Raw genomic sequence first — 13,786 nt, 5'->3', positions numbered from 1 at the left:
AAGTGCCTGGAACGGAAATCAACAGCCCCATCCCAAATATTATCCTAATCTATTAAGCTGCACCATCCGCAAATTTAAGCAGCAGATGTGACAGTTTTTCCTTCTCTTCCTCATTTCCGGCTTTCCATAATTCCTTCAGCAGTTTTTCCTCACGATTTTGAGGGTCGACATTCTGTGCAAGATACTCTGCGATCTTTTTTGCTGTAGCGGCAAGCTGTTCTTCATTTAAACCAATCTTCTTGCCAAGCTCGATCCGCTCAGCCAGGTAGCCTCGGAACTCGTCAAAGCTGCTTAAGATATCCGCTGCTTTATCTTCTGAGATTCGGCTGACAGTGTCCTCAATATTATTCTCGTTCAGTTCGCCATTCTCATTTACCATATGGTTTTGTTCTGACATTCCTGATCCCTCCGTGTGATGAAGTCTATGCTTCTTCATTACCTCGCCCATACGTCTTTTAAACTAGCAGGCATCAAACCTCGGTTGCCTGCAGTGCTGCTTCCTGCCTGAGGATTTTCCGGAATGACAGCTTTGACAGCAGGATGCCGATTTCATACAACCCGATCAGCGGAATGAGGACAATCATCTGCGAAAAAAGATCCGGCGGTGTGATCAAGGCGGAAACAACTGCCAGGATGAGGTAGGCATACTTGCGCATCGAGCTTAACTGCTTTGGCGTGACGATATTGATGGTGGTCAGGAACATCAGCATCAGCGGCACCTCGAACAGGAAGCCGAAAGGAATGGTGGACATCATCATGAATGAAAAATATTCCCTCGCTGTAATCATCATGTCAAAATGATGATTGCCCAAATTGATCAGAAAGCGGTAGACGGTCGGAAAGATGATGTAAAACCCGAATGCTATGCCTCCGGCGAAGCTTAAAAAGATGGCCGGGAGGTACATGACGGTTGTTTTGCTTTCCTTTTCCGTCAATGCCGGCTTCACGAATATCCACAGCTGGTAAGCGATGAAAGGGAGGGAGAGGCCGAGGCTGATGCAGCCGGCAATCCCGGTGTACAGCCTCACCACATCCAGCGGCCCCAGCATGACCAGCTTATATTCCTGGGAAAGGAGGGGGAGCAGCTTGTTAATGAACACGAACGATAAGATAAAACAGGATAGGAAAAAGATCAGCGACCGGATGATTGCTTTCCTGAGATCTGTTATATGTTCAACAAGTGTTTGCTCATCGGTTTTCATTTCAATCCCTCCCTGCTGTTAGATCTGCTGGTTCTTATCCTTGGAAAGATCCGCTTTTTTTGCTGTGTCTTCTTCATCGTCATCATTCATCAGGCTGTTCGCTGATTTTTTGAACTCGGATAAAGTCTTCCCGAAGGCTGAACCGATTTCAGGCAGTTTTTTCGGTCCAAAGATGATCAGGGTGATGACGAGAATGATGATTAAGCCGGGAATGCCGATATTAGTGAATCCCATTTCTTTTCACTCCTTTTCATTTATACAAGGGCACCGCCTTGTTTGCTGTATTTGATGATGCCTTCTGCTGCACGGTAGGCAAAAGCGCCGACAGTGCCGGTAGGGTTGTAGCCGCCATTATGGGCAAAGGCGGATGCGCCGACTACAAAGACGTTCTCTGCATCCCACATCTGAAGATAATTGTTTACTGCTGACGTTTCCGGTTCAGCCCCCATGATGACACCGCCTGTGTTATGTGTGGTCTGGTAAGGGACGATATCATAATGCTCCAGCGGGCTGCGGTCATTGACCAGGTTTGCACCCATTTCCTTCATGATATTGTCGGTGATCTTGCCGATATAGTTATATAAATTCTTGTCCTGTTGAGTGAAGTCATACGTCAGCCTCAAAAGCGGGAGGCCGAATGCATCTTTGTAGGATGGATCAAGGTCAAGATAATTGTACTGTGTCGGCATGGATGCACCCTGGGTCCCGATATTCAGGTGGCGTGTATAATATTTAACAGACTGCTGCTTGAATTCTTTACCCCATCTTGGCGTATCCTGCGGCACCGGGTTTGTCTGGATCGGGCGCTTTCCTGATTGATTAAGGGAAATGGAGCCCCCATGGATAAAGTCGACTTCAGAATGGTCGAAATTGTCTCCGTTATAATCATCGACAGAGGCACCGAGTGCGCCTGCTCCCATGAATGTATTAAACTGCTCTTCTTCAAAGAATCCGGTTGATCCTGGCAGGATCTGATAGCAGTAATTTTTCCCGATGACGCCCTTTCCTGTTTCCGGGTTGTAAGGCCTTCCGAGTTTGGATGAAAGCAGCAGGCGTGAGTTATTCATGACATAGCTTGTCAGTACAACAATTTCAGCAGGCTGGATGAATTCTTCCTTAGTCAGTACATCGACATATTTGACACCTGTTGCCTTTGTACCGTCATGAAGGACTTCGGTAACATTGGAATAGGTGCGGAGCTCAAAGTTGCCTGTATCTTTTGCAAAAGGGATGACAGAAACAGTAGGATCCGCCTTGGCTCCGTACTCGCAGCCGAACCTCTCACAGAAAGCACAGTACTGGCAGGCTGCCATTTTGGCGCCATATTGGTTCTCATAAGCCTGGCTCATGTTGGCAGAAGGCATGTGGTAAGGCTTCATTCCCAGGTTTTTAGCCGCATCCTTGAAACGCTGTGTAAGAGGTGTTTCCTTCATTGGCGGGTTCGGATATGGATTGGACCTTTTTCCGCCAAATGGATTTTCCTCACCGCTGATGCCTGCTGTTTTTTCAAAGGTATCGTAGTATGGTTCGAGCTCATCATAGGTGATGCCCCAATCCTGCACCTGGAGGCCTTTGATTTTGCTTTCACCGTACTTGGCCACTGTTTGGGATTTGATTTCGAAATCATAAGGCAGGAACCGGTAGGTATGCCCGTTCCAGTGTACACCGGAACCGCCAAGCCCTTCCCCAAGCAGGAATGACCCGAGCTGGCGCATCGGCAATGCCCTTTCCTTGGCATTGTTGCGGAACGTCAGCGTTTCCTTGGATAAATCCTGCATCAATTCGTAGCGGATCGCGTAGCGCAGCTCATCATGGACAACATAATAATCCTTGACGCCTCTTTCCTTACCGCGTTCAAGACCGACAACCTTCATGCCCTGCTTGGCGAGCTCGGCGGAAATGATGCCGCCTGCCCATCCTACTCCAACTACCACTACATCTGTTTTTGGTAAAGTTTTTGCCATGATATCCCCCGATTTCTATCTAGTTTGTATAAGAGTGAAGTGCTTTTGGTTCGATTTCCATAAATTCATCTGATTCGATTTTGTCTATGTAGCTCATCTGATGCCCTGGGAAGTCCTTCATCTTCCAGCCTTCCATGCCGATGTTTCCGCTGTAAGCCGGATCCGCATAGACTCCTTCTATCGTTGCGGCCCTCAGCTGATTGAAAAAGGTCTTGGAAGACACGCCGCGGATTTTAACTTTATCAGCCTCAAAATCTTTCAATATCTCATCCTGCTGATCTCCTTCCAGATCGGCGAAGCCCTTCGTGAACTTCTCCTGGCTGTAGGATTCAATCCGGTCAATTCCGGTATCAAACATTTCATGCCTCTTAAGAGGCGATTGATAGCCCTGGAAATTCGATCCTGGGAAAAAGGGGCCCTGCATATACTCGCGGGCATTATTGCCCCACGCACCAGCCAGCTGATGGTCGATAAAAAAAGGAACCCCTAGTTCGATTGCGCCAGGACCGGTCTCGTCCTTTGGATAAATGCGCTCAACTGCCTGCTGCAGCACCTCGAATTTCTGCGGGTTCGTAAAATAAAGGGGTGCCTGCTGATGTGAATTGGACGAGCTGTGTCCTTCAGTGTTGGAGCTGGACGCCTGTTCAGAACCGTTCATCCTGGATCCGATCAGTCCGCCGAGCAGCCCGCCACCAACCAATCCACCTGCAACATAGCTGGAATTGCGTATAAATTTGCGTCTCGACATTTTTGAACCAGTCGATTGGTCAGCCATAATGGTGCCTCCTTCTTGAAAAAAATATATTAAATAGGAAAGAAAATACTCTATCAAGCTTCCACTCTTGTTTTTGGCCTAAACATAGATTGCAGAATTTATTCTTGAATTGAAACTTTAGTCCTAAATAACTGGAATATTAATAACATTTTCGGAAAAGAAATCCGGCAGGTGTATAAGCAGGAGAATATCACCTTGAAAAATCAGGTTTAGCTTAAAAGTCAAAGTGGAACTGTTATATGTAATCAGCAGAAAGAAAGAGGGAGATAGAATGTTAAAAAGAGCGATGGTTGTTTCCGGTCTTGTACTCAGCCTGGCAGCCTGCGGCGGCGGGGAAGAAAGCAGCGGCGGCGAAAGCAATGGAGGCGGCGGTGAGGTAGATACTGCAGCAGCAGAGGAAACCTTCCAGCAGAGCTGCGCATCCTGCCATGGCGGTGATCTCAGCGGCGGAGCCGGTCCTGCTCTGGAGAATGTCGGAAGTGATTTAAGTGAAGAAGAAATCCGCACCAAGATTGAAGAAGGCGGCGGCGGAATGCCGGCTAACCTGATTGAAGGCGAGAAGGCTGATAATGTTGCAGCTTGGCTGGCAGAGAAAAAATAATATAATATCATGAAAAAAAGCTGGCGTTCCGAGAGGGAGGCCAGCTTTTTTGGTGGTTTTATTTACAAAATAAAAAAGGCAGGCCATCCAGCCTGCCTTTTTTCTCAGCACTTCAACTTACATGGGGGAAATCGGTTCTAAGTATATCGGTTATATACTGTAGTGCCTTTTGTCCTCCTTGCAAAATCCGTGCCTTTTGCATCGCCAATGTCTAACGGTGAAGTCGCTGTTAACCTTTTCATCGTTTACCAGTCCCTTCTGTTTGTTATTGGCTTTGCATTATACATATACCCGGGTATACAAGGTTAAAACATTTTAAATCCGGAAATAGCTGGAAATCATTCTAGCCGCCGAAGCTGTTGATCATGACGAGCATGGTCACAAGGCCAAGGATGAAGGAATAGGTCGAGAACCGTTCGTTTCCATCCCCATGGCTTTCCGGTATTAATTCCTTGTAGATGATGAACAGCATCGCGCCGGCTGCAAAGCTCAGCCCATAAGGAACAAGTCCCTCAATATTGCGGGAAAGGAAGTATCCGATAATAGCTGTCACGATCTCTACCATCCCGGTCAGTGTGGCAACGGCCAAAGCCTTCCATCTGGAAATATTCTGATTGACGAGAAAAAGAGCGACTAGAAATCCTTCCGGCGCATTCTGCAGGCCGATGGCAAATGCGATCAGCGGACCAAGCTCCCCGCCGTCAGATGCATAGCTGACACCGACCGACAGGCCCTCGGGCAGATTGTGGAGTGTAATGGCTGCGACAATCAGCACGGCCTTTTGCTCCAGTTTCATATTCAGCTTGGTATGCTCCAGATCGATATGCGGTGTATGCTTTTCCAGAAAGTTCAGCACAAACGTCCCCAGGAGGAGACCGATGGTCAGAACAATCATATTGGAGGATTCAAGCGCCTGCGGTATCAAACTGAAGGTGGATGCGGCCATCATAATGCCTGCCGTATAGGCCAATAGGACATCCCGCCACTTGTGTGTCACGCTTTTGAAAAAAAGGATCGGAATCGCTCCGGCCCCTGTTGCCATGGCAGAAAGAATGCTGCCGATAATTGCCTCTTGCATGATAAGCCCCCTGATTTTTGCCAGACTGAAAATATGCAGACTATTAACACAGATAATTTGTGTTAAGTATACAGCCAACTATGAGGCAAATAAAGTGTTTTGTTCGGGCATGCACAAAATTTGCTTTTGGGCAAAAAAATAACGCTCTCCAAATGTGGTGACGGATTCAGTTTTCGATTACAAAAACTTCATTCGCATACTAATTAGCAGTCCAATTCGCAACTGAATTGGACTGCCTCTTTTGGTTGATATAGAGGGCAATCATGTACGTTTTATGGTGTTTTAGCACTCGAATCCGCACCCCTTTTAGCAGAGTGACAGAAGCTATTGTCAGCGTGCGAATTGGTATGTTGAAAACAGTAAAGCAGGTTTCTGGATATTAATGTTAAAATGATGTAGAGGCTTATTCAACGCAGAGAATTTCACGACATAAATAAAAATATACGGAGGTATAGCTATGTGGGTAATATTTGGGGTTATTGCAATAATAACAACTTTTATAAATCTTTATATGTATAAAGCAGGAAAAGATTATAAGCTCGCTATGGCGGCGGCATTATCATTTACAGCACTAACAATTTGTGCAGATTACAGTTATCTGACTCGGTGGGTAAAAGCGGAAGATTGGGCGGCTTTATCGGATGTAATACCTGGTATGGCAAGGGCATTTTGGTTTTTGACAATTGTTTCTATCTTACTAAATATAGCACCTATATTTTTAGAACGAAAACGTAAGAAATAATGACTTATTGTGTAAGTCTATATGTTTAACTAACAGAGGATTATCTTCAATAATGTACTGCACGTCAAAAGCTCAGAGCATAATGGCTCCGAGCTTTTTAGGCGCTAATTTTACTGCTAAAGTGTTCTGGGAATTACACTGCGAAAAACATTGCAAATTCGAATGTTGTAATGAAAACCGAACCCGTTACAAATGTGGAGGCGCGTTATTTTACGGCTCTCAGCCCCGGCTATCAATAATCGCCAAAACTTCATCAATGCTGGCATGGTTTTCCGGTGAAGGATCAACATGCTTCCAGAGCAATTCACCCTGTGATGAATATAGCCATGTTCCGCCCTGGATATAAACATCCTGCGTTTTCATCGATTTCATCACAAATTGCTTCTGCTTTTCTTCATCCGGGATAAAGCCTTTCACCTGGCCGGTGACAAACCCAAACCCGGCCTTTGCAAGAAGCTTCCACTTAGGCATGGTCTGATGGCCCATTCCTTTATACGCTGCCCGGGACGGATCACCGTAAATCGGAAACGGAAAAGGCCCGAAATGCTCCAGGAACTGTTCAATGAACGCCCCTTTTGAAGGCGCCACAATTTTCACGTGAAACTTTTTATCTTCAATTTCTGCTATGCGCTCACGCAACTGCGCGAGATATTCTCTGCAGACTGGTCAGCCAAGGTGGCGGACAAAAACGAGCATCGTATCCTGTCCGCTGATCGCTTCACCTAAAGTGACCGTATCCTGCGAGCCAGGGATTTCCAACTGGTAATCCATACCGATCCCTCTTTCAGAACAAATTTAATACAATTAGCTCTATCATAACGGAACAGGGGGGAATGGGCAAAAAAGAGGGCTCGGGTGATGTGCTGGAAGGAAACCGAAGTCTTCCGAATCTGCCGGACCATAAAAAAGCGCCCGGCTCTTTACAGAATCAAGGCGCACTCTCCTCTTAGTCATCACTGGCCAGAATGCCGAAGATCCTAAGAATATTGATAAACAGATTGATAAAATCAAGATACAGATTCAGCGCCATGAGCGGCACTTCCTCAGCGCTTACTCCGTACTGCTTCATACGGTTAAAGTCGAACAGGACATAGCCGCTGAAGACTAGCACGCCGATAAAGGAAAAAGCGAGCAGTGCTGTGGAGCTTAACGGCCAGATCATATGGAAAATAGAGATGCAGATCAGAGCCAGCAGGGCAGCCATCAGCATGCCGCCGAGAAATGAGAGGTCACGCTTGGTTGTGGTTGCATAAAAAGCAAGTCCGCCAAATACAACAGCTGTCGTTCCGACGGCCATCAGGACGGTGTTAGCACCTGCTGCCGCAATATAATGCGCAATGATCGGGTAGGTAGTAATTCCCGAAATAAAGGTGAAGCTGTACAGAAAAGTGTAGGAAATCGCTTTTTTCTTTCTTAAGAAGAACGCTCCGATCAGCATGGCCAGCTCAAGGATGACGAGCGGCAGAAACAGCGCCGGCGGGACATAGACGCCAGCCATCGTCCCGAGAAAGGCAAATGCCAGTGACAGGGCAAAGGCTCTTAAAACAGATGGAAGATAGCCGGTGTTGGCAGTTTGTGCATACATATGTTTCACCTCATATGAATTGAATTGATTACCTTTTATACGCAGAAAATTGGATAAGGTTTCAATTCATTTTTTCTTCTTTTAATAGGTCGCGGATTTCTTTCAGAAGTTCTTCCTTCGCATCGACGGTCGGTGCTTCCTCTACATGTTTTTCCTGTTCGTGCCTGCTCTTCAGCCTGTTGATAAACCTGACAAAGAGGAAGATGGAAAAGGCAATGATGACAAAATCAATGATAGATTGGATGAATGCACCATATTTAATGGTAGCATCCTCGATTTTTACAGAACGCTCGGAAAAATCAACTCCTCCGGTCAGCAGTCCGAGAAATGGCATGACAATATCATTGACGAGCGAGGTGACGATTTTTCCAAAGGCTCCGCCGATGATGACACCGACTGCCAGATCGACCACATTGCCTTTGATGGCAAATTTCTTGAATTCCTTCAGCATATAGGTCATTCCTTTCTTTTTTGTCCTGTATAGCGATAAAAGTTATTATACTTCCAAAAGGGCAGGTTGTTAAGGAGAGAGAAGCTTCGGCGTATGGTATTGACAGAATCCGGCTTTTTCTCTATAGTTACAGAGGACAAAAAAATATACGACATTCCCGCATCATGCAGGAGAGGTTCATAGCAACAAACCCTCTATAAAAAACTATGGTTCTGATAAAATTGATCAGCCATATCCGCGGGGATATGGTTTTTATTTTTTTCGGGCTGATTTTTATATATTGAGGAGCCTCTCTTGTATGCGCAGTACCATATAAGGAGGCTTTTTTCTATGTCTGGAAGAAAAGATGAAGAATTGAAGGATGTAACTTTGCTTGGCAATCAGGGGACACAGTATTTATTTGAATACTCGCCGTCCATCCTGGAGGCTTTTGATAATAAGCACCCGAACTGCGATTATTTTGTTAAATTCAACTGTCCTGAATTTACAAGCCTGTGCCCGAAAACGGGTCAGCCTGATTTTGCAACCATCTATATCAGCTATATCCCTGATCAGAGAATGGTAGAAAGCAAGTCACTGAAGCTGTATCTGTTCAGCTTCCGCAATCATGGCGACTTCCATGAAGACTGCATGAATATCATCATGAATGATCTGATTGAGCTGATGGACCCGCGCTATATCGAAGTGTGGGGCAAATTCACTCCGCGCGGCGGCATTTCCATTGATCCGTATACAAATTACGGAAAGCCGGGCACTAAATATGAAAAGATGGCAGAGTACAGGATGATGAACCATGATCTGTATCCTGAAACCATTGATAACCGCTAAAAGGAGACTTACATTTTGTTATTATATTTGAATGCCGCATTTGCCGGCCTGCTTATATTATCCAATATTCTTGCCGTCAAGCTGTTCAGCCTGGGATCCTGGGCCGTTCTGCCGGCGGCTGTGATTGTCTATGTTTTTACGTATCCGATCACCGATATCATCGGTGAGGTTTATGGAAAAGAAGCTGCCAGAAAGACGGTGCTGGCAGGATTTGTGACCCAGCTGCTGTCAGCCGTTTTCATTTTTGCAGCGATCCATCTGCCATCTGCACCGTTCTTCGGGGCGCAGTCTGAATTCGAGACAATCCTAAGCGGAAGCTTCCGCATCACCATTGCGAGCCTCATATCCTACTTGGTCAGTCAAAATCTGGATGTGTACGTCTTCCATAAGCTGAAGGAAAAGCATGGCAGTAAGAAACTGTGGATCCGCAATAATTTGTCCACAGTTTCAAGCCAGCTGATCGATACCTCTGTTTTCATTCTGATCGCTTTTTACGGCACCATGCCGGCAGGAGCGCTCCTGGCGATGATCGGAACACAATATGTCTTTAAGTTCCTTGTCGCGCTGATTGATACACCGCTGGTTTACCTGCTGGTTGGCATGGCCAGAAAAGAAAAAAAGCAGCCTGCCGAGTTCGCAGGCTGACAGCAGAATCTGCGTCATAAAAACAGCCTCTAGCAGGGGGCTGTTTTTTGGTGATGCCTTCTGTGTGGTGCCATTGCCGAAGTGTCCATAAAGGGTACCAGGTACCATGAAAAGACAAAAGTGGCCAAAGTGTCCATAGAGGGTACCAGGTACCATCAAACCTGGCACTGAAACGGGCATCGAAATCAAGTTTTTGTTTCTGGCTGGGTGTTTTTGGTTTACAATCAAGGTGGAAATAATTCTTAATTTTTCAGTGAAGGATAAATGGTATGAGGGGGGAAAGGACTTGGATAATAAAGCCGGGGGAAGGGATCCCCGTTTTAAGGTGGCGAAGAGGGAAGCCTGGATCGGTATCGGTCTTGTCCTTTTTAATTTTCTATGGTGGTTTGGCTTTGCTTACGGGATGGGATCAGGGCCTGTCGAAGAGTATACATATATCATGGGGCTGCCTGCGTGGTTTTTCTATAGCTGTGTGACAGGATTTGCCGTTGTGTTTGTCCTCGTATGGGCAGCTGTGAAGTTTCTGTTTAAAGAAGTTCCTTTCGATGACGGGGAAGAAGGGGGGAAGGCGGAATGAATATAGGTGTCATTATCCCGCTTCTCGTATTCCTGGTCGCCATTTTTCTAGTAGGCTTTTGGGCGAGCAGGCATGTCCGCTCGTCAGATTCTTTTCTGCAGGAATATTTCCTCGGCGGAAGGGAGCTGGGCGGATTCATCCTGGCGATGACGATGATTGCAACCTACGGCAGCGCCAGCAGCTTCATCGGCGGACCCGGTGTTGCTTACACCCAGGGGCTCGGCTGGGTGCTTCTTGCGATGTCCCAGCTTGTGACAGGCTATTTCGTGCTGATGGTGCTCGGGAAAAAATTTGCGATTGTCGCCAGGCAGTATAAGGCGGTCACGCTGATCGACTTTTTAAAAGAAAGATATCAGAGCAAATGGGTGGTGCTGCTGTCAGCGCTCAGCATCATCATTTTCCTGTTCGCTTCCATGGCGGCCCAGTGGGTCGGCGGCGCCCGTCTGATTGAATCGCTGACAGGCCTTTCCTATGGGACTGCCCTGTTTATTTTCGCGGCATCGGTCCTTGTGTATGTCATCATCGGCGGTTTCAGGGCCGTGGCTGTGACAGATGCGGTCCAGGGGGTCATCATGTTTGCGGGGACCCTGATCCTTCTGATCGCGGTCATTATTGCGGGCGGAGGAATTGGAAATATCATCACAGACCTAAGGACGGAAAATCCGGGGCTTGTTTCGCCGTATGGCTTTGATGGCGGACTGTCCCCGCTCTATGTGTCTTCCTTTTGGATTCTTGTCGGCGTCGGGGTGGTCGGCCTGCCGCAGGTGACTGTCAGGGCGATGAGCTACAAAAACTCCAGGGCCATGCACAGAGCGATCATCATTGGAACCTTTGTGGTCGGGTTCATCATGCTTGGCATGCATCTGATCGGCGTGTTCGCCCGTCCGATCCTGCCGGGGATTGAGGTGGGGGACAAGGTGATGCCGCTCATTGCCATGGAGGTCCTGCCTCCGTGGCTGGCAGGGGTGGTATTGGCCGCCCCGATGGCAGCGATCATGTCGACTGTCGATTCCCTGCTCCTCCTGGTCAGTTCGGCTGTCGTGAAGGATGTGTATTTGAATTATATCAAGCCTGATGCAAGTGAAGGGACGGTTAAGAAGCTGAGCCTCGGCGTTACAGCGGTCCTCGGGATCCTGGTCTGCCTGATGGCGCTCAGTCCGCCGGATCTGATCATCTGGCTCAATCTGTTTTCCTTTGGAGGGCTTGAGGCTGCCTTCATATGGCCGGTCGTCCTTGGCCTGTACTGGAGCAGGGGAAATAAGCATGGAGCCATTGCCTCCATGATCACCGGGGTAGTCTCGTATATCCTTTTTTATACATACTATCCGAATGCCTTTGGCATGAACACAGTCATCATGCCGATCATCCTGTCATTTGCCGCTTACATGCTCATCAGCATGCTGACGGCCGGGACAGCTCAGAAAGATATGGGGCAGACAGCCTGAAAAAGACGGGACAGCTTTTGCTGGTCCCGTCTTTTTGTGCATGAACTAATATTTTATTTTAAAGGAAGAAGACAATTCGCCCTGTCCATCCAGTTCATCCACTTGCATATGATCGATCGCCGAGAAAGGGTTCCCTCTCTTCAAATCCCTCATAAAGGAATCCATCCTCTTCTTGTCACCCATTGCCCGGATCTCCACAGAACCGTCATCCAGGTTGCGCACCCAGCCATTGATGCCGTATTGAACAGCTTTTCTTTGCGCAAAAAAGCGGAATCCCACTCCCTGCACCTTTCCGGAAACTACAATGTTCAAATGGATCATCTTCTTCTCCTCCGGCATCATCATTACCTACATCGTCCCACAAAAGACAGGCTAATGCAATATTCAAGAGAACGGAAAAAAATATAGGACTGCCCCCATAAAATCTTCCGGAATAACGAAAAATATAGATAGTCTTTAAAAAGAAAGATGCTGGAAATACCTGTATGTAAGAGAAGGGGTTAAAAAAGTTTCCGGTTTTATGTTACAATTAGATTACAAACTGTTTAAAAAGCAATTAAAACAGATTTGTAGAATATAAACGCTTTTGTTAAACTTTAGAAATGTGACCGGCCATGACAGGGAAAAAGCGTCAGCCGGCATCATAATCAAGCTTAAATGAGTGGGAGATAAAATGAATAAACTTATATATGCAATGCTTATGCTGCTGTCATTGTTAACCGCCGCGTGCAGTAATCAGATCCACACATCACTGGCAGAAGAAATTTCGAATAAAACCGAGAAGCAGGAAGACGATTCTGCTGTCCTGACAATCCAGACAGAAGGCAAGGATAAAAAGGATACTTCATGGCTCAAGGAAAAGTCCCTTTACAGCTTTGAAGCCGCCGATGAAGGCCTGGCTTATGAAATCTATATTTATGCGGAAAATGAAACAACCGTTAAGCTTGAACAAGCAGGCGTTTTAGGAGATAAGCAGGACACGGTCCATGAAGGGAATTATTCAGTTTATATGGCAAAAAAAGGGGCGAAGTCTGCCTTTAAGCAGGATATTCTTTCATCCCTGCCGCTTGTCTTCAATGAAGAGGTGAAAGGGGCGTATCCGCTTAAGCTTGGTGATAAGACCCTGCTTGCCATCGTCCAGCCTGAGGGGGACAGCCGGTTTTCGGCAGAGCTGTACAGCATCCAGCATGGAGAGCTGAAAATGGTCCAGTCCGCTGAAGGAATCCGATCTATTCTCGGACCTGAAATCAAAGCAATCAAACAGGAATATATCCAGACAGTCCAGTCCATTGATGGCAATGAGGGCCTGGTTTTTTCAACATGGGCATTTGACAAGAAAGAGCTTGAGATCAATCAGGTCAGCGAGACGGTTTACGATGATTCTGCCATGAAAGACGGCCTGAGCGAAGGGGAGAAATGGTTTAAAATCTGGAGTGCATCCGAAGAGAACTATCATCCTTTCTACAACATCCAGCTTGAAAAGGGCATTATCGATAAAGCCTCCCAAGGCATACTGGCCGGGAGCCAATACCCGATCGGCACAAATATCAATGATGTTAAAAAGGCAAGCCCCCCTTCTATTGAAGCAGGGAAAAAAGGCAAATATGCGTACCTGAAATATCCGGAAGTAACGTATTTTTATGATGAAGCGACACAGGAAGTAGCGGTCGTTTCAATTCCGGGGATCCGCCTGCAGTCAACGCTTGCAGATATCAAGAAAATGTTCGGCGAGCCATTCAGGGAGAGCAGGAGAGGAACAGAGGTGCTGGCGATCTATGCTGCCGGAAAATACAATATTGATGTGTATGCAGATCAGTCAGGAAAAATAAAGTCTGTCCAGCTGAGGAAGCTTTAAAGGATCAGAAAAAATTCCGCGGGTGCATGGCCTATTGA

Annotated in this window: 17 protein-coding genes; 7 read left to right on the top strand and 10 right to left on the bottom strand. The window is 46.8% G+C overall.

Going from position 1 to position 13,786, the window contains the following annotated elements:
• Positions 1–52: 52 nt before the first annotated feature.
• The 5 genes from ACQCVH_RS20030 to ACQCVH_RS20010 form a co-directional block, all read right to left on the bottom strand.
• Positions 53–397, bottom strand: a complete 345-nt coding sequence (locus ACQCVH_RS20030; RefSeq protein ID WP_101551771.1) for a DUF3243 domain-containing protein — start codon at positions 395–397, stop codon at positions 53–55.
• 73 nt (positions 398–470) lie between these two features.
• Entirely contained in the window at positions 471–1,202 is a 732-nt protein-coding gene (tatC, locus tag ACQCVH_RS20025; RefSeq protein WP_257989584.1) for a twin-arginine translocase subunit TatC, read from the bottom strand.
• 18 nt (positions 1,203–1,220) lie between these two features.
• Entirely contained in the window at positions 1,221–1,436 is a 216-nt protein-coding gene (tatA, locus tag ACQCVH_RS20020; protein WP_009792201.1) for a twin-arginine translocase TatA/TatE family subunit, read from the bottom strand.
• A 20-nt stretch (positions 1,437–1,456) separates the two neighbouring features.
• The gene (locus ACQCVH_RS20015) at positions 1,457–3,166 is read right to left on the bottom strand and encodes a GMC family oxidoreductase (protein WP_426837353.1); all 1,710 of its coding nucleotides are present in this window, start codon (positions 3,164–3,166) and stop codon (positions 1,457–1,459) included.
• A 19-nt stretch (positions 3,167–3,185) separates the two neighbouring features.
• Positions 3,186–3,941, bottom strand: a complete 756-nt coding sequence (locus ACQCVH_RS20010) for a gluconate 2-dehydrogenase subunit 3 family protein (protein WP_426837352.1) — start codon at positions 3,939–3,941, stop codon at positions 3,186–3,188.
• A 271-nt stretch (positions 3,942–4,212) separates the two neighbouring features.
• On the opposite strand from ACQCVH_RS20010, the gene cccB reads away from it, so the two are divergent.
• Complete coding sequence (cccB, locus tag ACQCVH_RS20005) at positions 4,213–4,542, top strand: cytochrome c551 (protein ID WP_022543358.1); 330 nt, start codon at positions 4,213–4,215, stop codon at positions 4,540–4,542.
• A 343-nt stretch (positions 4,543–4,885) separates the two neighbouring features.
• On the opposite strand, the gene ACQCVH_RS20000 is transcribed toward cccB, so the two are convergent.
• On the bottom strand, positions 4,886–5,620 hold the full coding sequence (locus ACQCVH_RS20000; protein ID WP_022543359.1) for a ZIP family metal transporter: 735 nt from the start codon (positions 5,618–5,620) through the stop codon (positions 4,886–4,888).
• A gap of 457 nt (positions 5,621–6,077) precedes the next feature.
• On the opposite strand from ACQCVH_RS20000, the gene ACQCVH_RS19995 reads away from it, so the two are divergent.
• Positions 6,078–6,362 (top strand): hypothetical protein, encoded by a 285-nt coding sequence (locus tag ACQCVH_RS19995; protein WP_426837351.1) that lies wholly within the window; start codon positions 6,078–6,080, stop codon positions 6,360–6,362.
• 219 nt (positions 6,363–6,581) lie between these two features.
• Here ACQCVH_RS19995 and ACQCVH_RS19990 read toward each other — a convergent pair whose 3' ends face one another.
• From ACQCVH_RS19990 to mscL, 3 genes are all read right to left on the bottom strand, one after another.
• Positions 6,582–7,001: an AhpC/TSA family protein gene (locus ACQCVH_RS19990; RefSeq protein ID WP_426837350.1), complete on the bottom strand. Its 420-nt coding sequence runs from the start codon at positions 6,999–7,001 to the stop codon at positions 6,582–6,584.
• 307 nt (positions 7,002–7,308) lie between these two features.
• A complete protein-coding gene (locus tag ACQCVH_RS19985) occupies positions 7,309–7,947 on the bottom strand; it encodes a Bax inhibitor-1/YccA family protein (RefSeq protein ID WP_426837349.1) in 639 nt (212 codons plus the stop codon).
• A 61-nt stretch (positions 7,948–8,008) separates the two neighbouring features.
• A complete protein-coding gene (gene mscL, locus ACQCVH_RS19980; protein WP_224903086.1) occupies positions 8,009–8,398 on the bottom strand; it encodes a large conductance mechanosensitive channel protein MscL in 390 nt (129 codons plus the stop codon).
• Between the two features lie 330 nt (positions 8,399–8,728).
• Between mscL and queF the strand changes: the two genes are divergently transcribed.
• From queF to panF, 4 genes are all read left to right on the top strand, one after another.
• Positions 8,729–9,226, top strand: a complete 498-nt coding sequence (queF, locus tag ACQCVH_RS19975) for a preQ(1) synthase (RefSeq protein WP_426837348.1) — start codon at positions 8,729–8,731, stop codon at positions 9,224–9,226.
• 15 nt (positions 9,227–9,241) lie between these two features.
• Positions 9,242–9,871: a queuosine precursor transporter gene (locus ACQCVH_RS19970; RefSeq protein ID WP_426837347.1), complete on the top strand. Its 630-nt coding sequence runs from the start codon at positions 9,242–9,244 to the stop codon at positions 9,869–9,871.
• A 286-nt stretch (positions 9,872–10,157) separates the two neighbouring features.
• Positions 10,158–10,448, top strand: a complete 291-nt coding sequence (locus tag ACQCVH_RS19965; RefSeq protein ID WP_426837346.1) for a YhdT family protein — start codon at positions 10,158–10,160, stop codon at positions 10,446–10,448.
• Positions 10,445–11,893: a sodium/pantothenate symporter gene (gene panF, locus ACQCVH_RS19960; RefSeq protein ID WP_426837345.1), complete on the top strand. Its 1,449-nt coding sequence runs from the start codon at positions 10,445–10,447 to the stop codon at positions 11,891–11,893. The genes ACQCVH_RS19965 and panF overlap by 4 nt, the downstream gene beginning before the upstream one ends.
• A 45-nt stretch (positions 11,894–11,938) precedes the next feature.
• Here the strand turns inward: panF and ACQCVH_RS19955 are convergent, their stop codons facing one another.
• Positions 11,939–12,214: an acylphosphatase gene (locus ACQCVH_RS19955; RefSeq protein WP_426837344.1), complete on the bottom strand. Its 276-nt coding sequence runs from the start codon at positions 12,212–12,214 to the stop codon at positions 11,939–11,941.
• Between the two features lie 352 nt (positions 12,215–12,566).
• On the opposite strand from ACQCVH_RS19955, the gene ACQCVH_RS19950 reads away from it, so the two are divergent.
• Positions 12,567–13,748 carry a DUF4309 domain-containing protein gene (locus ACQCVH_RS19950; RefSeq protein WP_426837343.1) on the top strand — a complete coding sequence of 394 codons (1,182 nt, stop codon included), beginning with the start codon at positions 12,567–12,569 and terminating at the stop codon, positions 13,746–13,748.
• The last annotated feature ends 38 nt before the right edge of the window (positions 13,749–13,786 follow it).

It is taken from the genome of Bacillus infantis (genome assembly GCF_050107595.1).
In the GTDB taxonomy this organism is placed as follows: Bacteria; Bacillota; Bacilli; order Bacillales; family Cytobacillaceae; genus Bacillus_AB; species Bacillus_AB infantis_C.
Note: the sequence above shows the minus strand (reverse complement) of the source record. Positions and strands in the feature narration are given on the sequence as shown.